The organism is Vibrio sp. SCSIO 43133, assembly GCF_023716845.1.
Lineage (GTDB): Bacteria > Pseudomonadota > Gammaproteobacteria > Enterobacterales > Vibrionaceae > Vibrio > Vibrio mediterranei.
This window is the reverse complement of sequence record NZ_CP068024.1, coordinates 3,429,984-3,454,618: the sequence shown is the minus strand read 5'-3', so window position 1 is coordinate 3,454,618 and position 24,635 is coordinate 3,429,984. Positions and strand designations below refer to the sequence as shown.

Here is a 24,635-nt window from a genome sequence, read left to right as displayed (position 1 = left end):
TGTTACTATAACGGGCTCATTAAAGAGCTTAATTGGATAAGTGACGAAGTGTACCAATCTCTGACAAAAGTTTTCACTGCTTTGTCGCAATTATTTTTTGCATCGCTTGTCGTAAATAGATAGCGTTTTAAGCAAATCCGAATTTAAGACCATTTGAAAAGACAGTATTCAGGATAGTTTCAGATGACAGAAAAGAAAAAACGCGGGTTACTCTCGTGGCTTGGCTTTGGTGATGAAGAGCAAGCACCGCAAAAACAACAAGAGACATCTGCTGACGTTGAAGCCGAACAACCGCAGCAAGAAAGTAGTGATGTTGAGGTCACCGCAGAAACAGCACCTGAAACGGTAGAGCAGGAACCAACAACTGCGGAAGAGGTTGCAATACCTGAAGCGGAAATCAACACTGAAAGAGCAGAAGCAGAAGCAGAAGCAGAAGCAGAAGCAGAAGCAGAAGCAGAAGCAGAAGCAGAAGCAGAAGCAGAAGCAGAAGCAGAAGCAGAAGCAGAAGCAGAAGCAGAAGCAGAAGCAGAAGTGATTGCTCGAGTTCAAGAGCAAGAGAAGCCAACTGAGAGTTTCTTTGCGCGCCTAAAGCGTAGCCTAAGTCGTACAAAAGCCAATATTGGTGCAGGTTTCTTTGGCTTATTCAAAGGCAAAGAGATCGACGATGAGCTGTTTGAAGAGCTTGAAGAGCAGCTGTTAATTGCTGACGTTGGTATGAACACCACGGTTAAGATTATTGATAGCTTAACTGAAAAAGCCTCTCGCGCTGATCTTAAAGACGGTGAAGCTCTGTATGGTCTGCTTAAAGAGGAAATGGCAGAGATTCTAAGCCATGTTGAGAAGCCTCTGGAAGTTGATAGTACTAAGATGCCTTTCGTTATACTGATGGTAGGGGTTAATGGTGTTGGCAAAACAACCACCATTGGTAAGCTTGCTAAGCAGTATCAAGCCCAAGGTAAGAAAGTCATGCTGGCTGCGGGTGATACCTTCCGTGCTGCAGCTGTTGAGCAGCTTCAAGTATGGGGCGAACGCAATGACGTACCGGTTATTGCTCAGCATACTGGCGCAGATAGTGCGTCAGTTATTTATGATGCCATTGAAGCAGCAAAGGCGCGCGGCGTTGACGTTGTGATTGCTGACACCGCAGGTCGCTTACAAAACAAAGCCAACCTAATGGAAGAACTGCGCAAGATCGTCCGTGTTATGAAGAAGATTGACGAGTCGGCACCGCATGAAATCATGCTAACGCTAGATGCTGGCACCGGTCAAAATGCGATTAGCCAGGCGAAACTGTTTAGCGACGTAGCACCGCTGACGGGCATTACGCTGACGAAGCTAGACGGAACCGCGAAAGGTGGGGTTATCTTTGCCTTAGCTGACCAGTTCCAAATCCCAATCCGCTATATTGGTGTGGGCGAAGGTATTGACGATTTGAGACCATTTGAAACACAAGACTTTATCGACGCACTGTTTAGCCGAGAAGACTAAGTAAAACTCAAGGGATGCGCAGCATCCCTTGTCAAAAATAGGCATCCAATCAGGGGAATGATTCGGTGATCAAATTTGAGCAAGTGAGCAAGGCTTACCGCGGTGGTAGACAAGCGTTGCAAAAAGTGGATTTTCACCTTCGACGCGGCGAAATGGCGTTTTTAGGTGGCCACTCTGGCGCAGGTAAAAGTACGCTGTTAAAACTGATCTGTGCAATTGAACGACCAACCGATGGTCGTATCCTTTTTAACGATCACGACATCAGCCGTTTGCCATCAAAGGATATCCCTTTCCTTCGTCGTAACATTGGTATCGTATTTCAAGACCATCGATTACTAATGGATCGCAGTGTATTTGATAACGTGGCGCTGCCAATGCGTATCGAATCTATCTCTGAAAATGAAATCAAGCGTCGAGTTTCCGCAGCACTAGATAAAACGGGTTTACTGGATAAGGCCAAATGTCTACCGAGTCAGTTGTCTGGTGGTGAGCAGCAGCGCGTGGGTATTGCTCGAGCAGTTGTGAACCGACCTACTATGCTATTAGCAGATGAGCCTACCGGTAACTTAGACCCTGAATTGTCCAACAAAGTGTTAAAGCTGTTTGAAGAGTTTAACCGCGCAGGCGTATCCATTTTGTTGGCGACACACGATATCCATTTGGTTCGCTCTAGACCTCAATATCGTTACCTTGAACTGAACCAAGGATTCTTAAGTGAGGTCAGTGATGGTGTTTAAACGTAAAAGTAGCAAGCCAAAAAAGCATCGTTTAAAGTCGGATAATTTCTTTACTGTGCATTGGAAGCAGGCAAAAGCGTCTTTAGTAGAGATGTGGCAGCGTCCATTGGGTAACATTCTAACTCTGGCGGTTATTTCTATGGCGCTAACCATGCCAGCTTGTCTTTACCTGCTAGGTAAGAATGTTGTGGCAGTGACCTCTAACGTGGCGAGCCAATCGCAAGTCACCGCGTTTATTTCCGTCGGTGTGCCAGATGCAAGAGTGTTGGTACTTAAAGACGCAATTGAAGGTTGGGAAGAGGTCAGTTCGGTTAAGTACATTACGCCGCAAGAGGGTTTAGCTGATCTCAGTGAGCACTCTGGTCTGGATCAGGCTCTGAGTTTGCTTGACGGTTATGCGCTTCCTGGGGTGCTTACCATTATTCCAGTGAATGCCGACGTACAGACTGACCGAGACTTAGTAGCTAAACTGCGTACTCAAGAAGAGATTACCGATATTCGCCGCGATGAAGATTGGTTGAGTCGATTTGATGCAATCAAAACCTTAGCCTCAACATTAGTCGTGACGTTATCGGTGCTGATGTTGGTTTCTGTATTTTTGATTGTGGGCAATACATTGCGCTTTAACGTATTAGCCAATAAAGAAGCCATTCAAACCATGAAATTGATTGGTGCGACAGATGCTTATATTTTGAGGCCGTATCTCTATTCAGGTATGTGGTTTGGGTTGTTAGGTGCGGTTGTTGCTTGGTTGTTGACGGCGTTGATTACTGTCCTACTCAATAGCGCTGTGACCGACCTTGCTACTCTGTATGATAGTGATTTCCGACTCCTTGGCCTCGGCTGGGACGAGACCTTGCTAATCCTGATGCTCGGACTATTCTTGGGGACAGGCGCAGCAAGAATTTCAGCTAAGCGTCACTTAAAAGAAATTGAACCGGTCTAGAAAACTCAGGTCAGAATATTGATTGAGCGGCAAAGCTGCTCAATCCTGACGCAGAGTGTAACAATTGTTCGCTTGTACGTGACTATTAATAATTATGTAGTTATTCAGTGAGATAGTGGGAGCTCAGTCCCATCTGGGCAGAAAATACCTATTAATGAATGAAATTTAATCGGCATTTACCCTTGTTTAGACCAATTGATTATGCATAATTACTAACCCCTTCTTGAATCTCAGCCTATTAAGGTTCAGTATTGATGGATTGAGAAGGCGTTAATCCCACTCGACACGAATGAGGAAGTGAATGGCAAACCAAGCGTATCCAATGGCATTAGTGACACAAGATAGCCTTGATGGCTACATCCGCTCAGTCAACAGCTACCCAATGCTGACGGCTGATGAGGAGCGTGAACTAGCAGAGCGATTACACTATGATGGTGAAATAGAGGCAGCGAAAGGGCTGATTTTGTCTCATCTACGATTTGTTGTTCATGTTGCTCGTGGCTATTCTGGCTATGGGCTTCCTATGGCTGACTTAGTTCAAGAAGGCAATATTGGTCTGATGAAAGCTGTGAAGCGCTTCAACCCTGAAGTAGGGGTAAGACTGGTATCTTTCGCGGTGCATTGGATTAAAGCGGAAATCCATGAATACGTATTACGTAACTGGCGTATCGTGAAGATTGCGACGACTAAAGCTCAGCGCAAACTGTTTTTTAACCTACGTAAGTCGAAAAAACGCTTAGGTTGGTTCAACAATGGTGAAGTAGAAACGGTAGCAAAAGAGCTGGGAGTCGAGCCATCAGAAGTCAGAGAGATGGAATCACGTCTCGCGGCTCAAGATTCAACGTTTGAAATGCAAAACGATGATGACGATACCGGTTCATACACTGCACCTGCGCTTTATCTTGAAGATAAGAGCTCAGATCTCGCAGAAGACTTTGAAGCTCAGAACTGGGAAACTCACACCAATAACCGTTTAGGCCACGCGCTTGCGACGCTTGATGAGCGTAGCCAACATATCGTGCGTTCTCGTTGGTTGGATGACAACAAATCTACGTTGCAAGATTTAGCCGATACCTACGGTGTGTCTGCGGAGCGTATTCGCCAGTTAGAAAAGAACGCAATGAAGAAACTTAAGGCAGCCGTCGGCGAGTTTTAAGCTTAATTTAAAGCAGAATAAATGATTAAGGCCGAGATCGAGAGATCTCGGCCTTTTTACTTTTGATCTGAGAATCAAAACGATCGAATTATGTGATCACATTTTTCACTTGTGGTCTGTGGATAAGTCTGTGACAAAATTATTTACCAACTGTCAGAAAGCAGCGACAAACGGTCGATTGAAGCGCTTTTGGTACTGGGGATACCTTTTGCTTTACACACAGATAGATCAAGATCATACCTAGATGTTGTGGATCGTTGGATCTAAAAGCACCTTATCAACGCAATCCACAGAGTTACACACAGATGGTGGTTTTTTAAGCTTAAGTGGATAACCTTATTGATTATCGGTACTTTGACAACACTGAATAGTGATACTATCAGACGTGAAATAACAACGTATAAAAAGCATCGAATCCAAACTAAATTTGATATTGATTGGTGCACAAAGAAAGTGAAGGTTTAGACTCTATGGAGCAGTTTCAACACATCGATGTGGTCAACGCACATCAACTACTGAGCAGTGACTCAGAAGCACGATTGGTGGACATTCGTGATATTCAGGCATTTACCGTGGCGCATGCCTCGGGTGCATTTCATCTTACCAACGACAGCATTGTTGATTTCATGCAGCAAGTGGAGTTTGAGTCGCCAGTGTTGGTTATGTGCTATCACGGCATCAGTAGCCAAGGTGCGGCGCAATATTTGCTAAACCAAGGTTTTGAGCAGGTATATAGTGTTGATGGTGGCTTTGAGGCTTGGCAGCGCGCCGAATTACCAATAGAGAAATAACTATGATTAGATTGATCACGATTCAAAACCCGAGAATGGGTCAGGCATTTATCGATTATATGGCATCGAGAAAGATTGATGTACAAATGATGCCTGAAGGAAGTGGTCAATTTGCCTTGTGGCTGATACATAGTGAAGACCAAGTCGAGGCGGAGGCCGAACTCAAGCAATTCCTGACCGAACCTAATCATCCGAAGTACCAAGCCTCTTCTTGGGACATGGCAGAGACGCGTCAGAATAAATTCCATTATCAGACACCCAGCTTTATGTCATTGCTTAAGGCAAAAGCCGGCGTGGCGACTTTGAGTATCATGCTCATCTGTTCAGTGATTTTTATCTTGCAGCAGCTTGGTTGGGGGGAAGCGATCTTTGCATCTTTGCATTTCCCTGCTCTCGACGGACAGCAATGGCAAATCTGGCGTTGGTTTACTCACGCACTGCTGCATTTCTCGGCATTACATATCATCTTTAACTTATTGTGGTGGTGGCAGCTCGGAGGCGATATTGAGAAACGTCTTGGCTCTGTGAAGCTTATTGAGATATTTTTGATATCGGCTGCGGTGTCTGGAACCGGACAATACTGGGTTGAGGGAGCAAACTTTGGCGGTCTGTCAGGCGTAGTTTATGCGTTGGTGGGATATCTTTGGATGCTCACTTGGAAACGACCTGAGCTTGGTCTCATCATTCAAAAGCCGATCGTAGGCTTTATGTTAGTTTGGCTTATTCTCGGTTTCTTCCAACCTTTCTTGGCGATTGCCAATATGGCGCACTTAACTGGTCTAGTAAGCGGTATCGTATTAGGATTGGTGGACAGCCAGCGTTTGAAAGCGCGTTAGGTTGCGCTTCCTATTGGTATAAGTATTTGGTAAATAAAAGGTCGGCGATGACGGCCTTACCGGTTTCTGCTAACAGTAGGTTATTGAGATTCTCAACTAAGGCGTGACGAATTTCTTCTCGACCAGCCAGAGATTTGATGACATCCGCATTTTGACGACCGAGTAGCTCTACAACCGCATCACGAATAAGTGGTTGATGATGTTCAATAATAACAAGGTCGCTGGCATCTGCGACCATAACGTCGATTCGTACTTGAACATAACCGAGTCGATTGCCCTCAGTATAAAAGTTCGTCGTCAACTCTGGTTCTAAAGTAAAATAAGCGAGGCTAGGAGCAGTAGAATCTGCCGAAAGAGCAGGGAATGTGACAGTCAAGCCCATGATAAGGAAAAACTGGCTTAGGTAACGTTTACGCATATTTCTCTCTTTCTAACTCCATTTAGCCGATATTCCATAAGCCTAATTTTGTTACAATAGCACGATACAACTAGAGTTTATGGCCTCTTCGAGTGGTACAATACGCCATTCAGAAGAATAATGATTGTACGCCTTAAGCGCGTGTTATTGAATAGCAAAATGAATGATTCAGTTTTCGATTATCTGAAAGTATTAAGCCACGCTCAATGGCAATCTCCAGAACAGTTTCGATTTACCAATGATAATGTCTTGCAATGGTTAACAGAGCAGGGCTCTTTGTCACATAAATTAAGTGCTCATTGTGATCACTTCGCAGTAGAAGTTGTGCGCAACGAAGCCAGTACTCCACAATGCATGTCACATGAAGAAGTGGAGTTACTTGATCACGAAGCCTGCTGGCTACGAGAGGTGGTGCTATCAGGCGATGATGTGCCTTGGGTCATCGGTCGCACATTGATGTCGCTCGATGCCATGGATAGAAGCCAATACGACATTTCACAACAAGGAACTGTACCTATTGGGGTCACCGTGTTTTCAAGTTCAGATACTAAGCGTGATGCACTGCAAGTGGCTATGATCTCGACTCCGCAAGGGGACTTGTTTGCTCGTCGTTCTCGTTTGTGGGTCTCAGGACATCCAATATTGGTCGCGGAGCTTTTTCTTCCCGACTCGCCGGTCTATAACATGGAGAGTGAATAATGACCTCGGCAAAGGCAAAAGCCTATTGGCAGTTAATGCGAATGGACAAACCCATCGGCTCGTTACTGCTGCTCTGGCCAACACTTTGGGCGCTGATTCTTGCAGCCGAAGGGATACCAGATTTGCATGTATTAGTGGTCTTCTCATTGGGGGTGATCATGATGCGAAGTGCAGGTTGTGTGATTAACGACTTTGCAGATCGCAAGGTGGATGGTCATGTAGAACGCACCAAACTTAGACCGCTTCCAGCAGGTTTGGTGTCATCAAGAGAAGCCATAGCGCTGTTCCTTTTCCTCGCTATTGCGTCGTTTATCCTTGTATTGACGATGAATACTCTGACGATACAGCTGTCGTTTGTTGGACTATTTTTAGCGTTTATTTATCCATTTATGAAGCGCTATACCCATCTACCGCAATTGTTTTTAGGACTGGCTTTCAGTTGGTCGATTCCGATGGCGTGGGCTGCACAAGCAAATGAGCTACCACCTATGGTTTGGTTTGTCTTTGTGATTAATGCCCTTTGGACCATTGGCTATGATACTCAATACGCCATGGTTGATCGTGACGATGACTTAAAAGTAGGGATCAAATCGACGGCAATCTTGTTTGGTCGCCGTGACAAACTCATCATTGGTTTATTGCAGTTTGCCACGTTACTTATGCTGTACACATTGGGTGGATGGTATGAACTCGGTGCGAGTTATTATTGGAGCTTGCTGGTGGCTGGGGCATTGTTTGTTTATCAACAATGGCTCATTAGACAGCGTGAGCGAATGCCGTGCTTCCAAGCTTTCCTCAATAACAACTATGTAGGCATGGTGGTGACGATCGGTTTGCTAGTAGCATTTTGGCCGTAGCAAGATAGAGAATAAAACAAAGGCGCTATTGAATAGCGCCTTTGTTATTTATGGGATTTACTCAGAAGTAGGTGCTTCTTCTATAGCATTTTCTACATCGCTTTGATGCACACTCTCCTGAATAGTTAATCTCACCTCAGGGTAGAGCAAGCTGTATAGTAGGCTAGCTAACGTTTCGGTAGCGGCGCTATCACAGTTACCTTCTACATCAAGGTAGCCTTGTTCTTTCAGGGTGCTGAACAGAGCTGCAAAGGCTCCTTTATCAAAGAACTCCGGAGCATTAATGCCATGAAGACGACCAAGACGCTGGGCAATTTCTTGGCTCTTCTGTTCCAAGTCACTCTTGCCTAGTTCAGGGTAGCTGGCCAGTAGATTAAGTGAAATCGCATAACGTTGAAGCGTCTCGGAAATCGTTCTACCTAGTAACATCAAGGTTTGAGTTTTGGATTGGTTCATTGAGACAAAACCTTGTTCCACCACGACCAGTTGCTGGCGCTCAAGTTCTGCAACGATGCCGTCGACGGCCTGTTCCAACTCTGCCTGGTCTAGATTCAAGAACAGCTCTTTCTTGAGGAAAGGATAAAGCTTTTCCACATTGTACTTGATAGCTTCAAGTGACAATTTATGTTGGCGAATCAACATTTGTGCGATCAAAGATGGCAATGCAAACAAGTGGATGATGTTGTTGCGATAGTAGGTCATCAGAATCGACTGGTGACGATCTAGGGAAATAATGTCACCTAAGGTATCAGATTCAATGACAAACTTGTCCAATGACTCGGCGTGAGCTACCAATTCTTCTGCTGAATCGTTAGGCAGCGTGCTAGTTTGTGAATAAGGAACATGCTTAAGCAGCGACAGATAACAATCAATCTGTGACACCAAGCTGTCACGAGATAACGCCCGTTGACGTGAGGCAAGCAAGGCTGTGGCACACAGCGTTAATGCATTAGTTGCCGCAGCATCGTTAATGTTAGTCATCATCTTGGTCGCAAGATCGTTTACTGCAGGTACCAACCACTGTGGTTTACTGGTGCCCATTGGATCAATGTCTTGCGTCCAGTTTGGCGCGGCTTCATTGAGATATTGATTGAGTGGAATTGGCTCACCAAAGTTCACATAGCCTTGACCAAAGTTGCGCAGTTTACGAATGGTCTTGATTACTTGGCCTGCATTCTCTTTTTCTTTGCGCTTACCACGTAGCTCTTTGGCGTAGGTGCTCACTTCCATCACATGTTCATAACCAATGTACACGGGAACTAGAGTGACAGGGCGGTTGAGGCCGCGCAACATTGCTTGAATCGTCATTGCCAGCATGCCGGTTTTTGCTTGCAGTAAACGGCCAGTACGTGAACGACCGCCTTCGCTGAAATATTCAACGGAATAGCCTTTGGCAAATAACTCTGCCAAATATTCGCGGAAAATCGTCGAATAAAGCTTATTTCCCTTGAAACTGCGGCGAATAAAGAACGCGCCACCACGACGGAAAATAGGCCCTGCTGGGAAGAAATTGAGGTTAATACCCGCAGCAATGTGCGGTGGTACCATGCCTTCACGGTAAAGAACATAGGACAATAATAGATAGTCCATATGACTACGGTGACAAGGTACATAAACAATTTCATGACCGTCTTGCGCTAAACGGCGCACGGTAGAAGCGTTATTGACGTTGATGCCTTGATAGAGTTTGTTCCACAGCCAATGAAGGATATGGTCGCCACTTTTTATCAGCTTATATGAGAAGTCAGCAGCAATTTCATCCATGATTTGATGAGCTTCTTTGCGTGCTTTTTGTTCACTAATATCGTTAGCTTGCGCGTAGTCTGTGATCGCTTGCTCAATCACTTGGGAGTTGAGTAAACGATGGAATAGTACTTGGCGGTTTGGCAGGTTAGGGCCAGAGGCAGCGAACTTCTGTCTTGAGAAGTGGATACGCGCAACACGCGCCAGTTTGTGAGCGATAGATTCATCCGTGCCATGTGAATCTGCCATATAGCGTAGCGACACTACTGGGCTAAAGCGCACCATGCAGTCCCGACCTGAAGCAATAACCGCGAAGGCTTTTTGCAGACCGTTCATCGGTTGCAGGTAAGGCTTTGGTGTTTCTTCTTTACCAGGTTTACGGCCCCAAAGAACGGTGGTCGGAATAACCTGAACATCAAGTTCACGGTCTTTCTCGTGCTCTTTAAGTAAGTCAGAAAACAGTGCGATGGATTCGTTCGGAACGTTCTGGTCGCTACTAATGAGAGTTGGTCTTGAGGCGATGAAGACAAAGCGACTACGCTCTTCTCCATTGAGCACGATAGGCTCTAATGGATCCGGTAACCCAACGGCCAAGGCTTGCTCTTGTAATGCGAGCAGATCGACATTGGAGCTAAACGGAAGGGCGTACACCACAGGTTTCGTTGCATCGATATTGTGGTCTTCGATAGGGTTAGATGGAATCGCCGTCCCTTTTACCAATACCGACATTGGCAGTTTAAGAAAGGAACGGAACAGTGATTGTCCTGAAGACATAAAGGTTCACAGCCTCAATTTGTTCGAAAGAAACAATGCCTGAGAAGCACACATACTATGAATTGTAGTGTGTTAATCCTAGGCACTATATTTAGAGCGGTGCAAGCATACCAGAAACTGGTCTTACCTTTTAATGAAAAAACTCGTTACATCCTAATTCGGTGTTTTTTGCTCTGTCTGAGTTAGATATGGTGTTAATCCGCTAAAAAAACAACCAATTGTCTTTGCAATTAAACCATTACTGGATATACTCACAGTTAACTGTATAAACAGACAGGTGAATTATGAAGCCGCTAACGCCACGACAACAGCAAGTTTTTGATTTAATCAAAAGCAAAATAGACGATGTAGGTATGCCACCTACTCGTGCCGAGATCGCGAAAGAGTTGGGTTTCCGCTCTGCGAATGCGGCAGAAGAACACCTAAAAGCTCTAGCACGTAAAAAAGCCATTGAAATTATCCCTGGTGCATCTCGAGGCATTCGTATTCTGCTTGAAGATGCAGCGAACGAAGACGCCGGCCTGCCATTGATTGGTCAAGTTGCTGCGGGTGAGCCTATTTTGGCGCAAGAGCATGTTGAAGCACACTACCAAGTTGATCCGAGCATGTTTAAACCACAAGCTGATTTTCTGCTGCGTGTTAATGGCGAAAGTATGAAGGACATCGGTATTATGGACGGCGACCTACTTGCAGTACATAAAACGCAGGATGTTCGTGATGGACAAGTGGTGGTTGCACGTGTCGATGACGATGTGACGGTAAAACGACTCGAGCGCAAAGGCGCGACCGTATTGCTGCATGCAGAAAACGAAGAGTTTTCTCCGATTGAAGTCGATCTAACTGCTCAGCACCTTGCTATTGAAGGGGTTGCGGTTGGTATTATTCGCAACACTGATTGGATGTAATAGCACTAAGGCAGATAAGCAAACGACTTCTCTGCCTTAAATTCTACGCGTTTTTGATGAAATTGTAGAAAAAATACCCGTCTCCACTCCCCACCGTGCTCACTTTCTGGTATGTTTCGCACCCTTGTATCGTTCAGGAGATAAATTGTGGAAGCTTGCCCACTGTGTGCGGGACTTTCTGTACACCATTATCACAGCGATAAGAAGCGAGATTACTTGCAATGTGGTTCCTGTCAGTTGGTGTTTGTACCAAGGCAGCAACGACTTGATGCGAGCGCGGAAAAAGCGATTTATGACCTTCATATCAATGATCCTAGTGATGCTGGCTATCGACGTTTTTTATCTCGACTAGTCTCACCACTACAAGAACGATTATCACAAGGCTCAAAAGGTCTCGATTTTGGCTGTGGCCCGGGCCCAACCTTGTCTTTGATGTTCGAAGAGCAAGGCTATGACATGTCGCTGTATGATTTGTACTATTATCCAGAGAGTTCGGTATTAGATAATAGCTATGACTTCGTCACAGCAACGGAAGTTATTGAGCACTTGTATGAGCCAGACTTAGTTTGGCAACAATGGTTATCGCTCATTAAGCCTGCGGGATGGTTAGGCTTAATGACTAAAATGGTGGTTGATGTGGATGCCTTTGCCAAATGGCACTACAAGAACGACCAAACCCACGTTGTATTCTTTAGTCGAGCCACCTTTGTGTATTTGGCACAAAGAGATGGGCTGGAGTTAGAATTCATTGGTAATGATGTCATTTTACTGAGGAAGCTTACGTAATGAGTCGTAAGAAAAAATCGAGAAAGCCAGGCGCGAATCCAGAGCCTGTAATTGTTACACGCAACCGCACTGAATCGGATGTGGAAGGTCGCTTACGCAAGCGTTTGAAAAAGCGCAAAGGCCAGAAGTCTGGCAGTCGTCATTCAGAAGTTTCAAAAACCAAACAGGCAGGCAGCGCAGCAAAGCTAGACCCGCGTTTAGGTAGCAAGAAAAAAATCCCACTTATCGTTGATGATAAGAAAAAGCCAAGTAAACAAGAGCGTCGTTTATCTGCTGAGCAAGAACTTGAAATGCTCGAAAATGATGCACAGCTTAACGTATTGCTTGATCGTATTGAAAGCGGTGAAAACTTGGGTGCAGGTCTGCAAAAATACGTTGACGAGAAACTTGACCGAATTGAAGTACTGATGAACCGTCTTGGCCTAATGGAGCCAGAGATCGAAGATGAGTTTGAATCATCTATGGCTGAAGAACCTCGTCAGACAAAGGGCAAAGCAAGCAGCGATGCTGATTTGTTGTCTCAATTTGAAGAGCTAGACATCGACCAATTCAAGGATTAATAAGGGTAGAGTAGATGAATACCTTCACACTGTTAGCTATTGCTGGTGCCATCATTATTGTCGGCTTGGCTAGTTATGCGGGCTATTTGCTACTGCAACTTAAAAAGCAAAAGGAGTTGCAACAGCAGCATCGCGACTTGGCTATCCAAAAGCGAAATGCCAACATTTTTGAAAGCGTCGATACGATTTGTTTAGCGACGATTCAAGGGCAATGTGATGTATCAGAAGCGGCGATTAGACTCTACAACATCATGGACTACGTTCAAGGTAATGACCGTGTCGATTTTGATGAGAGCTACCCTGCGACTTCTGAGCTATATCATATCGTTAAAGATATGCCACGCGGTGATGCGCGACAAGAGATGAAAAAGCAAGACCGAATGCGGGATAACCTTACACGTCAGAAGGCAGAAGCGCGTTTGAATGACGCAATTATCGAAGAGCTCAAAGACCTTCAGCAGAAGGTTAAGCCACTGAACAATGCCATTGATATTAAGCTTGTAGGATAGCCTTTTCGTTTCGTTGGTCATGACTAGTGATCAAGCTAGCATTTTTGTTGACGATTTGAGCAAAAATGCAGTTAACGGCGCTCGCTGTCATATTCCTGTGGCAAAATAGCGCCTAGTTGACGTACCGCCAATCTGCGTTTGTTAGGTTGTGATTGGGGCGTCAAGAAACACATGTTTATTGGAAGTATTACCATGTCTCAAAGTCAATCAGAAACTAAGCAACAGATAGTCTGGGATCAAGCGATTCTCGATAAGTATAACTACTCGGGTCCTCGTTATACCTCATATCCGACCGCTGTCGAGTTCCACGAAGCTTATACCATCTCTGATTACGACATGGCGTGTACTCAATATCCAGAACGTCCACTATCGCTGTACGTTCATATTCCGTTCTGCCATAAGCTTTGCTATTACTGTGGCTGTAATAAAGTGATTACCCGTCATGCACACAAAGCCGATGAGTATCTCGATGTTATCGAACACGAAATTCGTCAGCGTGCATCATTGCTTCAGGGTCGTAAAGTGACTCAGTTGCATTTTGGTGGCGGTACGCCAACCTTCCTAACCAAAAGCCAGATCAGTCGATTGATGGCAATTCTTCGTGGTGAGTTCTTCTTCCAAGAAGGTGCTGAGATTAGTATCGAAGTTGATCCGCGTGAAATTGAGTTGGATATGTTGGACCATCTGCGCTCAGAAGGCTTTAACCGCCTGAGTATCGGCGTTCAAGACTTCAATAAAGAAGTGCAAAAGCTGGTGAATCGTGAGCAAGATGAAGAGTTTATCTTTGCCATGGCTGAGCGCGCCAAACAACTAGGTTTCCGTTCAACCAACCTCGACCTTATCTATGGTTTACCGAAGCAAACGAAACAGCGTTTTGCCGAGACACTTGAGCAGGTTCTGACCATGCGTCCAGGACGTTTATCGGTGTTTAACTATGCTCACATGCCAAACTTATTTGCCGCGCAGCGTAAAATTAAAGACGAGGATCTTCCTCAAGCTGAAGAAAAAATGGCGATCTTGCAAGATACTATTGCGACGTTGACAGGCGCAGGCTATCAGTTTATCGGTATGGACCACTTCGCTCTTCCTGAAGATGAACTAGCGGTTGCACAGCGTGCGGGTGAGCTGCATCGAAACTTCCAAGGTTACACGACGCAAGGTGATTGCGACCTAGTTGGCTTTGGTGTTTCTGCGATTTCTATGATTGGCGACAGCTACGCACAAAACCAGAAAGAGCTGAAAAAGTACTACGCTCAAGTGAATGATTTGAGACATGCACTGTGGAAAGGTGTGGTCCTTGATAAAGATGACTTGATTCGCCGTGAAGTGATCAAGCAGCTTATCTGTAACTTCAAGCTCGACAAAACATTTATAGAAAAGACCTTTGGCATTGGCTTCTCAAGCTATTTCGCTGAAGATATGAAATTGCTGCAAACGTTTATTGATGATGAATTAGTTGCAGTGTCAGACGATTCGATTGAAGTGACACTGCGTGGTCGTTTATTGATTCGTAATATCTGTATGTGTTTTGACAAATATCTACGTCAAAAAGCGCGTCAGCAACAGTTCTCCCGCGTTATTTAATACCTACCGGATTTTTCATTTTGGTCGTAGCAGCCTGCTGCGGCCATTGTTCTAACGGTGTCGGTCGACCATACAAATACCCCTGTGCATGATGACAGCCAAGGTCATGAACGAGCTTAGCTTGCAGTGGTGTTTCAATCCCTTCAGCCACGAGCGTAAACCCAAAGCTGCTTGATAGCTTAGTGATTGCTGCAACAACACTCTGCTCAGCATTGTCTGGAGTCAGTCTATCTACAAAGGCTTTATCGACCTTCAGGCTATTAAATGGCAGCTTGTGGAGATAGGCGAGGGAAGAATAGCCAGTACCAAAATCGTCGATAGCAATATTAACGCCAAGCGCTCTAATTTTGCTGAGGTTGCCAAGGGTGATTGGATCATTGTCAGCCAGTCGCGATTCCGTCACTTCGACAGTAAGCTGACTTGCCGGAAAACCTGCTCGTTTGAGCAGTCCTGACAATTCATCCACATAGCTTGCGCTCGCTAATTCAATGACTGAGACATTAATGTGCAATTGAAAGTGCGCAGGTAACTGTTGTTGTTTGATAGCTTTGACAACGGTTTCGAGGCTTTTCTCTGCCATAATCCGACCAATACTGCTAATCAGTCCCGAACCTTCAGCAATAGGAATGAAATCCAAAGGAGAAATGAATTGTCCTTCATCATCACGAAGTCGCAGTAGAGCTTCAGCACCTAAAGTTTGGCCATTGTCGAGTTCAATTATGGGTTGGAAATGCACCTCAAACTTATTGTTATCAATGGCATGACGTAATGTCGCTAACAAGCGCGTTTTCTTTTTCGAACTCTCTGCCATGTCGGGGGTATAAATGCAGCAGCGCTGACAATCAAACTTTGCGTGGCTATGGGCAATGCCTGCATTTCGCAGCGTTGTGTCTGTTGTGTCCTCTCCGGTAATAGGTGCGATACCAATAGAGACCTGTAACATTAATGGCTCACCTTGCATCACGAAGGGGGCGCTGAATATCTGTCTAATTCGATGTTGATAACACATCTGTTGCTGTGGCTTCACATCAGGTAGGTAGATGGCAAACTCGTCACCGGCAACTCGCCCTAGCACACCATTTTCAAGCAACACCCACGCTTTGAGTCTCTCTGCAATGACGGAGAGTAAAATATCACCTTGATGGTGACCTAAGCTGTCATTGATATCTCTAAATTGATTAATACCGAGCAGCATCATACAGCCGCTGTTGCTTTTCATTGCATTGCAGGTCTCAATAAAGCCTTGTCGGCTATACAGCTTGGTCAAGCTGTCACGGGTGAGCTGTTCTCGCAAAGTATGAAACGATGCTTGCAAGTGTGAGCGCATGGCGGAGAAGCTTTCTACGAGCAGCGAGATCTCTTTGATACGATTGTTTTTGGGTAATGGGTAGTCCCAAGAGCCATTAGAAATCTGTTTTGCCGCCTCAGCGGTTTCAGACATAGGCAGAATCAGTCGGTTGATGATGACGATACCAACAAGTAACCCCAGCACGCCTAAAATCAAGCCCGCGATTAGCGTTTGGTTACTAATCATGGGTATATCGCCAAGCAGAGCGTGATTGGAGATAGACACCACAACGTACCAACTTAAATTGGTATTAGTTTGATAATGACTAACCATCACATAATGGGTGTCTCCCCGGTAAGGAAAGGCGAATAAGTGAGGTTCAGTCAGTTCGGTATTATCTAAAGTTTGATCAAGAAAGGTCAAAGCAGGATGCAAGCTGTCAGCCATTGATAGCCTTTGCCCGTTAGCATCGAGAATCGATTCATCATCGGCTTGTGCGATGAGCTGACGCTGGTTATCAATAATAAAGACTTGCGCGTTATGGGCGTGTTTTAATTCATTGAGAAAGAGACTAAAAGTATCGATCTGTACATCAACAGCAGCCACTCCAACGAAGGTTCGAATGTCTCCGTCTGAGCTAAATACCGGAGCGAGAGCAGAAATTGTCACTTCTTGTTCCGCGTCGGCGTTGGCATACAGCTTTGACCACATAGCCACGGGGTTTTCTTTGACCGGCTGGTACCAAGGGCGCAATCTTGGGTCATAAGGTTTTATGGTATCGATGACTTGAGACTGTCGGTTTTCACCTTGGTAGATATTAAGCTGCTCACCAGTATTCGCGTCCTTTACCATCAAAGAGTAACCGTTTGGGGTATGAATGGACTTTGCATCTCGTATGGCAAGGAATTCACCTAACTCGCCGCCAAAACCCAATAAGTCAATTTGCGAAAACTCAGTATGAAGGGATTTAAAACTGGACAGCAAATAATCTTCGATAGCTAGGGCATCATTGGCGGAATACAGCTGATGGTATTCAATCGCATGAGCTAATGCGTCGGCCACTGCCATCGGCCTTTCAAGATAGATATCTAAGCTCTGAATCACGTTGTAGCTTAAGCTAGTAAGCTGCTTTTCACTTATCTCCAACGCAAGGTCGTCGTAGTGCTCTTTCTGTAGCCACAAAATGGTGCCGATCGAGCACAGAAACACCAAAATAAATGGTGTGATTAGGGCTTTCTTGAAGGAGATTTTCAGTAAACCTGGCATATGCTCTGATGTTGTGTGGCAACGAGCTCGCAGATAGGCCTGAGGCTTTGCCGTAACGTATTAATAATCAATAGTTATAAATCGGCCGATTGATAGAATTATTTAGGTCATTTGAGACTAAATGACCTAAATAATGGCGGTGCGTTAGGCAAGTCGATGATCTAATAAGAACTTTGTTAGTAGAGTTCTTTTAGCTTTCTAGTAAGAGTATTCCGTCCCCAGCCGAGCACTTTCGCTGCATCTTGCTTATGGCCATTGGTGTGGCTAAGAGCTGCTTCAAGCAATATACGCTCGAATTGCGGTTGTGCATGGTTAAGTATTTCTGTCTCACCAGACTCAAGGGCCTGCTGAGCCCATGAAGAGAGTAGTGACTGCCAATCCCCAGCACCGATATCAGTAATGCGTCTTGGCTCTTCTAATAACTCGGTAGGCAAATCACTTGGTAGAATTTCACTGCCGCTGGCCATTACCGTGAGCCATCGACAGGTATTCTCAAGCTGGCGCACATTTCCCGGCCAGTCGAGCTTATTTAAGATATCCACTGTGTCCGGATTAAGAGACTTGGTCTCCACACCGAGTTCTTCTGCTGCTAAAGACAAGAAATGCAATGTCAGCTTTTCAATATCCTGTTTGCGTTCTCGAAGAGATGGGATATGGATACGAATGACGTTAAGGCGATGGAATAAATCCTCACGGAATTCGCCTTCGGTCACCAGCTTTTCGAGGTTTTGGTGAGTCGCGGCGACGATACGTACATCCACTTTGACTGCAGAGTGCCCACCGACACGATAGAACTGTCCATCGGCTAAGACGCGCAGCAATCGAGTCTGAATATCCAATGGCATGTCACCAATCTCATCTAAGAATAAGGTCCCACCGTTGGCTTGTTCAAAACGTCCTTGGCGCACGCTATTTGCACCAGTAAATGCACCTTTCTCATGGCCAAATAGCTCTGACTCGATAAGGTCTTTGGGAATTGCCGCCATATTGAGTGCGATAAAAGGTTTGCTAGAGCGAGGACTATGGCGATGTAAGGCGTGCGCGACAAGCTCTTTACCCGTACCTGATTCACCATTAATGAGTACAGAAATGGAGGAACGAGATAAACGGCCAATTGCTCGAAACACTTCTTGCATAGCGGGCGCTTCACCAATAATTTCCGGTGCATCAGCTGCGATCACCTCTTCCTGTGAAAGAGCACTTTTCTGCTCTAGGCTGTGAGTAATAGCGCGCTCGACCAGAGTGAGGGTCTCATCGATATCAAAAGGCTTAGGTAGGTACTCAAAGGCGCCTTTTTGGTATGCGTTTACCGCCGCATCGAGATCAGAGTGTGCGGTCATTATGATGACTGGTAAATCTGGGGCGCTTTCTTGAACTCGATTTAGCAGTTCAATGCCGTCAATACCGGGCATACGGATATCGGACACCAATACATCCGGTGTTTCCCGCTCCAATGCCATTAGCACGCTTTCTGCATCGGCAAATGTCTCGCATTTGATATTTGCTGATGAAAGGGTTTTATCCATTACCCATCGTATTGAGCTGTCGTCGTCGACGACCCATACATATCCTTTACTCATAGCCAAACTTCCTTACAGCAAGCCATATTAAGTCCTCTTTCTCCTTGAGGTTAAATAGGCAGATAAATAGTAAAAATGGTGCGACCTGGCCAACTTTCTACATCTATTTTTCCATTATGTTGGTCGATCAAATTTTGCGAAATGGACAGCCCAAGACCCGTTCCGCCTTCTCTGCCACTTACCATGGGGTAGAACAGCGTATCTTGGAGTTCGGCCGGAATGCCGGGGCCATTGTCAATAATCTCTATCCGAGCAGCGAGTTTATGGCGCTGTCCATGAATATTGGCTTGATGCACAGTGCGCGTGCGCAAGGTGATTTGCCCATTATCTTGTTGTTTTAATATTTGCGCGGCATTACTGGTAATGTTCAATAACGCTTGTTCGATTTGGTCGGTATCCATCAAGATCGCCGGTAGACTAGGGTCATAGTCTCGTTCTATGGTCAGGCTGGTTCCTGCATCAAGCTCTACCAACTGACGTACCTTTTCTAAAATGAGGTGCAGATTTTCTTCTTTTTTCGTTCCTGGACGTTGTGGCCCAAGAAGCCTATCGACCAGCGCTCTTAATCGGTCTGCTTGTTCAATGATGATATTGGTGTACTCATTAAGTGAGGGATCAGGCAGCATCTTTGATAAAAGTTGTGCCGCACCTCGCAGGCCACCAAGCGGGTTCTTTATCTCATGAGCGAGGCCTCTTACCAGCAACTTTGCAGCTTGTTGTTGAGCATGCTGGTTGAGCTCCTGAGTCAGCCTTTTTTGCTGACCAATCTTACGCATTTCCACCAAAAGCATCAGTTCCTTATTCCAAGATAAGGGGCTAACAGTCACCTCTAATAACAGCGGTTTGCCATCAACAACTAAAGTGACATCACTATCGGTAATACTTTGGCCACTTTGTAGAGGCTGAGTAAGTAAAGCCAAGTCTAGAGAAGCGTGTTGAATAAATTGAGAAAGGTGGCAATTAAGCAGTCTCTTGGAACTTTGCGAGAACAATTGCTCTGCGGCAGGGTTAGCGTATTGAACTGTTAATCCCTCATTGAGCATCAAGGTCGCCGTTACCACATTATTGAGTATTGCACTGGTGAGTTCACAGTTTGCCACACGCTATCCTTAATCGATTTTGCATTGCGTTGCTCTATGATGGTGCGCTGCACGCAATGTCTTTTGTTTATGCACTAAAATGGTGCATTGATAATTCCAAGTATGGCGCAATTTTTTATAGAGTAAAAGCGTAAACGCTGATGGCTATGGCGATTGCACCGATGCACGATGTAAATGCACTGTTATCGTATTGGACGATGCAATAACCTTGCCGTTTTGTTGTGCTTGAATGGTTAAGGTGTGAGTTCCTCGGTCAATGGCGGTTAATGACCAATGAGGAGTAGTTTTCGGTGCACCATATGCCTTGCCATCGAGAAGAAGTTGCAGCTTGGCTGCGACGTGAAGCTTACCATCTATGTGACCAATAACATCGAAATTACCAGCGTTGTTGCGAATGGTGGCATCGTGAGTGGGATTGCGGATGCTGACTTTTAGCCTGATAGGCTTGGGGGTTGGCGTTTCTGAGAAAGAATTTGTTGCTGGGGAAACGTCATTGCTGGAGTAAGGGACGGGAGGCTCAGGCAACACAATTAATGACGATTGCGGGTTAGTAGGATGATCACTGAAGTGCTGCACACCTTTTTCATCGACCCAGGTGTAGATCTCTATACTCCAAGATAGGGGACTCAAGATACACAGTATCAATATCAGGGCAGATTTCATGTTAGCGGAACCTTGCTTTACTTAAGAGTCCTGATGGTAATGCTGCAAGAAATAACACGGACATAAAAAAGGCCCGCCTGCGAGGCGAGCCTAATAATTGGTTGTAAACCTTTGAATTATACTGAGTAGTATAGTTCGAACTCAAGTGGGTGAGTTGTCATGTTTACTTTCTCTACGTCTTGAGACTTAAGATCGATGTAAGAATCGATAAAGTCATCAGAGAATACACCGCCAGAAGTTAGGAACTCACGGTCAGCGTCTAGACACTCTAGCGCTTCTTTTAGTGAGTAAGCCACTGTTGGGATCTCTGCAGCTTCTTCAGCTGGTAGATCGTAAAGGTCTTTGTCCATTGCTTCACCTGGGTGGATCTTGTTCTTGATACCGTCAAGACCAGCCATAAGCATTGCAGCAAAGCATAGGTATGGGTTTGCTGATGGGTCACCGAAACGTAGCTCGATACGACGCGCTTTCGGGCTTGGTACCACTGGGATACGGATAGAAGCAGAACGGTTACGTGCAGAGTAAGCAAGCATAACTGGTGCTTCGAAGCCTGGTACAAGACGCTTGTACGAGTTAGTTGATGCGTTGGCAAATGCGTTGATTGCTTTAGCGTGCTTGATAACACCACCGATGTAGTAAAGCGCCATTTCAGATAGGCCGCCGTACTTGTCGCCAGCGAATAGGTTAACACCGTCTTTCGCTAGAGATTGGTGAACGTGCATACCAGAACCGTTATCACCTACTAGAGGCTTAGGCATGAATGTCGCTGTCTTACCAAATGCGTGAGCAACGTTGTGTACAACGTACTTGTAAACTTGGATTTCGTCCGCTTTAGCCGTTAGCGTGTTGAAACGAGTAGCGATTTCGTTCTGACCCGCTGTTGCTACTTCGTGGTGGTGAGCTTCAACAACTTGACCCATTTCTTCTAGAACTAGACACATTGCAGAACGGATGTCTTGAGAAGAGTCAACTGGAGCTACTGGGAAGTAACCACCTTTAACGCCTGGACGGTGACCTTTGTTACCACCTTCGAAGTCAGTGCCTGTGTTCCAAGCCGCTTCTACGTCGTCAATCTTGAAGAATGAACCAGACATGTCTGTTGCGAATTTAACATCGTCAAATAGGAAGAACTCTGGCTCTGGACCAACAAGTACAGTATCTGCAATGCCAGTAGAACGTAGGTAGTCTTCTGCGCGCTTAGCGATTGAACGTGGGTCACGGTCGTAGCCTTGCATTGTTGCAGGCTCAAGGATGTCACAACGAATGTTCAGAGTTGCATCTTCAGTGAATGGGTCTAGAACTGCGCTTGCCGCGTCAGGCATCATTACCATGTCTGATTCGTTGATGCCTTTCCAGCCAGCAACTGATGAACCGTCGAACATTTTGCCTTCTTCAAAGAAGTCTGCATCTACTTGGTGTGCAGGGATAGAAACGTGCTGCTCTTTACCCTTAGTGTCTGTAAAGCGTAGATCTACGAATTTAACTTCGTTCTCTTGGATCAGCGATAGAACATTTTCTACTGACATCTTGGAAAACCTCCAGTGTTATTAAAGCGGTTAAGTACTCGATTAGTGTTAATCGGCATTGATTAACGTCTGCTTATTGAAGTGCGTTAATCGATGCTGATTTTACTAAAGCTAAAACCGTGCCAAAAAATAAATCCATTATTTTTCATAGTGTTACAAAATTACTCATCATAATGGAGCAAGATGATGCACCAAAATGATCATTGCGCGCACTCTTATGGTGCAATGTTAAATTTCTGCACCAAGTTGAATCAATGATGCCATACATTCAGCATGGTTTTTGAATCGGTGTCAACTGTAATCCTACGATGAGCAGATCGGCTGCGCTAAAATAGTGAATTTGGCGCTAGCTCCCGATATTTACGGCAAAACTAGCTTAAACCGACTATGTTTAAGCAAGATTTCAACGAAGAAGATCACAACTCTCGTAATTTCTGGTATATTGCGGGCGTTTTTTTAATCGAGTCAGCGGCTATCGTGCGGCGACTCTTGACTGAGTGAAAGAAATCTATGTCAACTCCACAGATTGATAAGTTAAGAAACATTGCGATTATCGCGCACGTTGACCACGGTAAAACTACCCTTGTTGACAAGCTACTTCAGCAATCCGGTACTCTAGAGTCTCGCGGTGAAACTGAAGAGCGAGTTATGGACTCGAATGATATCGAAAAGGAACGTGGTATCACGATCCTTGCTAAAAACACAGCGATCAACTGGAATGATCACCGCATCAACATCGTAGATACTCCGGGACACGCGGACTTCGGTGGTGAAGTTGAGCGTATTATGTCGATGGTAGACTCTGTACTGCTTATCGTTGACGCTGTAGATGGTCCGATGCCGCAAACTCGCTTTGTAACGCAAAAAGCATTTGCACATGGCCTTAAGCCTATTGTTGTTATCAACAAAATCGACCGCCCAGGTGCTCGCCCTGATTGGGTTATGGACCAAGTATTTGACTTGTTCGACAACCTAGGTGCATCTGACGAACAATTAGACTTCCAAGTAGTTTACGCATCAGCGCTAAACGGCTGGGCAACGTTGGAAGAGGGCGAAGAAGGCGAGAACATGGAACCATTGTTCCAAGCTATCGTTGATAACGTTGAAGCACCTGCTGTTGACCCAGAGGGTGCACTGCAAATGCAGATCTCTCAGCTAGACTATAGCTCTTACGTTGGTGTTATCGGTGTAGGCCGTGTGACTCGTGGTACGGTTAAGCCGAACCAACAAGTAACGGTTATCGGTGCTGATGGTAAGACTCGTAACGGTAAAGTAGGTACGGTTTTAGGTTACCTAGGCCTTGAGCGTCACGAAGTTCAGCAAGCAACTGCAGGCGACATCATCGCAATCACTGGTCTTGGCGAGCTAAAAATCTCTGACACTATCTGTGCACAGGGTGAAGTGGAGGCGCTACCAGCGCTGTCTGTTGACGAACCAACGGTAACCATGACATTCCAAGTAAACACGTCTCCATTCGCAGGTAAAGAAGGTAAGTTCGTGACTTCACGTAACATCCTTGAGCGCCTAGAGAAGGAACTGGTACACAACGTAGCACTACGCGTTGAGCAACTGGATGATCCAGATAAGTTCCGTGTATCTGGTCGTGGTGAACTACACCTATCTATCCTGATCGAAAACATGCGTCGTGAAGGCTTTGAGCTAGCGGTTTCTCGTCCTGAAGTTATCATCAAAGAAGAAGATGGTCAGAAGCAAGAACCATACGAAACTGTAACTATCGACGTAATGGAAGAGCACCAAGGCAGCATCATGGAAGCTATCGGCTTACGTAAAGGTGAGCTAACGGACATGGCTCCAGATGGTAAAGGTCGTATTCGTATGGACTTCATGATGCCATCTCGTGGTCTAATCGGTTTCCAAACTGAATTCATGACACTAACGTCTGGTTCTGGTCTTCTATACCACACGTTCGATCACTACGGTCCATTCAAGGGCGGTGAGATTGGTCAGCGTGTAAACGGTGTACTTATCTCGAACGGTGCTGGTAAAGCGTTAACGAACGCACTATTTAACCTACAAGAGCGCGGCCGTATGTTTATCGGTCATGGTATTGAGGTTTACGAGGGCATGGTTATCGGTATCCATAGCCGTGACAACGACCTAACGGTTAACCCGCTTAAAGGTAAGCAGTTAACTAACGTTCGTGCTTCTGGTACTGATGACGCACAGGTTCTTACTCCGCCAATCATTATGACTCTAGAGCAAGCACTTGAGTTCATCGATGATGACGAGCTAGTAGAAGTAACACCTGAAAGCATCCGTATCCGTAAGAAGTTCCTTTCGGAAAGCGATCGTAAGCGTGCAAGTCGCGAAGCTAAGTCTTAATTGATTTAGATGAGATGTAAAAAAACCAGCCGCGAGGCTGGTTTTTTTGTGTTTGCTTTTTCGAAGACGTTACAGGTTGA

21 protein-coding genes are annotated in these 24,635 nt (G+C 45.4%); 14 read left to right on the top strand and 7 right to left on the bottom strand.

What is annotated here, in order from left to right; genetic code table 11:
- The first annotated feature begins 183 nt into the window (after positions 1–183).
- From ftsY to glpG, 6 genes are all read left to right on the top strand, one after another.
- Positions 184–1,488 carry a signal recognition particle-docking protein FtsY gene (gene ftsY / locus JKJ11_RS16095; RefSeq protein ID WP_252038528.1) on the top strand — a complete coding sequence of 435 codons (1,305 nt, stop codon included), beginning with the start codon at positions 184–186 and terminating at the stop codon, positions 1,486–1,488.
- Positions 1,489–1,553: 65 nt separating this feature from the next.
- A complete protein-coding gene (ftsE, locus tag JKJ11_RS16090) occupies positions 1,554–2,225 on the top strand; it encodes a cell division ATP-binding protein FtsE (protein ID WP_038231118.1) in 672 nt (223 codons plus the stop codon).
- A complete protein-coding gene (gene ftsX, locus JKJ11_RS16085) occupies positions 2,215–3,171 on the top strand; it encodes a permease-like cell division protein FtsX (RefSeq protein ID WP_252039135.1) in 957 nt (318 codons plus the stop codon). Before ftsE ends, ftsX begins: the two co-directional genes overlap by 11 nt.
- A gap of 301 nt (positions 3,172–3,472) precedes the next feature.
- Complete coding sequence (gene rpoH / locus JKJ11_RS16080; RefSeq protein ID WP_038231119.1) at positions 3,473–4,327, top strand: RNA polymerase sigma factor RpoH; 855 nt, start codon at positions 3,473–3,475, stop codon at positions 4,325–4,327.
- A 470-nt stretch (positions 4,328–4,797) separates the two neighbouring features.
- Positions 4,798–5,118, top strand: a complete 321-nt coding sequence (gene glpE / locus JKJ11_RS16075; protein ID WP_006074964.1) for a thiosulfate sulfurtransferase GlpE — start codon at positions 4,798–4,800, stop codon at positions 5,116–5,118.
- A gap of 2 nt (positions 5,119–5,120) precedes the next feature.
- A complete protein-coding gene (gene glpG, locus JKJ11_RS16070) occupies positions 5,121–5,954 on the top strand; it encodes a rhomboid family intramembrane serine protease GlpG (RefSeq protein WP_062463195.1) in 834 nt (277 codons plus the stop codon).
- Between the two features lie 10 nt (positions 5,955–5,964).
- Here glpG and JKJ11_RS16065 read toward each other — a convergent pair whose 3' ends face one another.
- Positions 5,965–6,372: a flagellar basal body-associated protein FliL gene (locus JKJ11_RS16065; protein WP_252038526.1), complete on the bottom strand. Its 408-nt coding sequence runs from the start codon at positions 6,370–6,372 to the stop codon at positions 5,965–5,967.
- A gap of 159 nt (positions 6,373–6,531) precedes the next feature.
- Between JKJ11_RS16065 and JKJ11_RS16060 the strand changes: the two genes are divergently transcribed.
- Together JKJ11_RS16060 and ubiA are read left to right on the top strand one after the other, a co-directional pair.
- Positions 6,532–7,071 (top strand): chorismate lyase, encoded by a 540-nt coding sequence (locus JKJ11_RS16060; protein ID WP_031494467.1) that lies wholly within the window; start codon positions 6,532–6,534, stop codon positions 7,069–7,071.
- The gene (gene ubiA / locus JKJ11_RS16055) at positions 7,071–7,928 is read left to right on the top strand and encodes a 4-hydroxybenzoate octaprenyltransferase (RefSeq protein WP_006074968.1); all 858 of its coding nucleotides are present in this window, start codon (positions 7,071–7,073) and stop codon (positions 7,926–7,928) included. Before JKJ11_RS16060 ends, ubiA begins: the two co-directional genes overlap by 1 nt.
- 57 nt (positions 7,929–7,985) lie before the next feature.
- On the opposite strand, the gene plsB is transcribed toward ubiA, so the two are convergent.
- Positions 7,986–10,445, bottom strand: a complete 2,460-nt coding sequence (plsB, locus tag JKJ11_RS16050) for a glycerol-3-phosphate 1-O-acyltransferase PlsB (RefSeq protein ID WP_252038524.1) — start codon at positions 10,443–10,445, stop codon at positions 7,986–7,988.
- Between the two features lie 284 nt (positions 10,446–10,729).
- On the opposite strand from plsB, the gene lexA reads away from it, so the two are divergent.
- The 5 genes from lexA (at position 10,730) to hemN (ending at position 14,789) form a co-directional block, all read left to right on the top strand.
- The gene (gene lexA / locus JKJ11_RS16045) at positions 10,730–11,350 is read left to right on the top strand and encodes a transcriptional repressor LexA (protein ID WP_006074971.1); all 621 of its coding nucleotides are present in this window, start codon (positions 10,730–10,732) and stop codon (positions 11,348–11,350) included.
- A 147-nt stretch (positions 11,351–11,497) separates the two neighbouring features.
- Positions 11,498–12,136 carry a class I SAM-dependent methyltransferase gene (locus tag JKJ11_RS16040; protein WP_031493661.1) on the top strand — a complete coding sequence of 213 codons (639 nt, stop codon included), beginning with the start codon at positions 11,498–11,500 and terminating at the stop codon, positions 12,134–12,136.
- Positions 12,136–12,696 (top strand): Der GTPase-activating protein YihI, encoded by a 561-nt coding sequence (gene yihI / locus JKJ11_RS16035; RefSeq protein ID WP_252038522.1) that lies wholly within the window; start codon positions 12,136–12,138, stop codon positions 12,694–12,696. The genes JKJ11_RS16040 and yihI overlap by 1 nt, the downstream gene beginning before the upstream one ends.
- Positions 12,697–12,710: 14 nt before the next feature.
- Positions 12,711–13,205 carry a DUF2489 domain-containing protein gene (locus JKJ11_RS16030; protein WP_006074975.1) on the top strand — a complete coding sequence of 165 codons (495 nt, stop codon included), beginning with the start codon at positions 12,711–12,713 and terminating at the stop codon, positions 13,203–13,205.
- A gap of 192 nt (positions 13,206–13,397) precedes the next feature.
- The gene (gene hemN / locus JKJ11_RS16025) at positions 13,398–14,789 is read left to right on the top strand and encodes an oxygen-independent coproporphyrinogen III oxidase (RefSeq protein WP_038223144.1); all 1,392 of its coding nucleotides are present in this window, start codon (positions 13,398–13,400) and stop codon (positions 14,787–14,789) included.
- Here hemN and JKJ11_RS16020 read toward each other — a convergent pair.
- The 5 genes from JKJ11_RS16020 to glnA form a co-directional block, all read right to left on the bottom strand.
- The gene (locus JKJ11_RS16020) at positions 14,782–17,343 is read right to left on the bottom strand and encodes a bifunctional diguanylate cyclase/phosphodiesterase (RefSeq protein ID WP_252038520.1); all 2,562 of its coding nucleotides are present in this window, start codon (positions 17,341–17,343) and stop codon (positions 14,782–14,784) included. The genes hemN and JKJ11_RS16020 overlap by 8 nt on opposite strands.
- A gap of 176 nt (positions 17,344–17,519) precedes the next feature.
- Positions 17,520–18,923 (bottom strand): nitrogen regulation protein NR(I), encoded by a 1,404-nt coding sequence (gene glnG / locus JKJ11_RS16015; protein ID WP_062463177.1) that lies wholly within the window; start codon positions 18,921–18,923, stop codon positions 17,520–17,522.
- 50 nt (positions 18,924–18,973) lie between these two features.
- A complete protein-coding gene (gene glnL, locus JKJ11_RS16010; RefSeq protein ID WP_031494559.1) occupies positions 18,974–20,023 on the bottom strand; it encodes a nitrogen regulation protein NR(II) in 1,050 nt (349 codons plus the stop codon).
- Positions 20,024–20,167: 144 nt separating this feature from the next.
- Entirely contained in the window at positions 20,168–20,686 is a 519-nt protein-coding gene (locus JKJ11_RS16005) for a DUF4124 domain-containing protein (protein WP_252038519.1), read from the bottom strand.
- Between the two features lie 116 nt (positions 20,687–20,802).
- Positions 20,803–22,212 carry a glutamate--ammonia ligase gene (glnA, locus tag JKJ11_RS16000; protein ID WP_006074981.1) on the bottom strand — a complete coding sequence of 470 codons (1,410 nt, stop codon included), beginning with the start codon at positions 22,210–22,212 and terminating at the stop codon, positions 20,803–20,805.
- A gap of 510 nt (positions 22,213–22,722) precedes the next feature.
- On the opposite strand from glnA, the gene typA reads away from it, so the two are divergent.
- The gene (gene typA / locus JKJ11_RS15995; protein ID WP_038231142.1) at positions 22,723–24,555 is read left to right on the top strand and encodes a translational GTPase TypA; all 1,833 of its coding nucleotides are present in this window, start codon (positions 22,723–22,725) and stop codon (positions 24,553–24,555) included.
- The last annotated feature ends 80 nt before the right edge of the window (positions 24,556–24,635 follow it).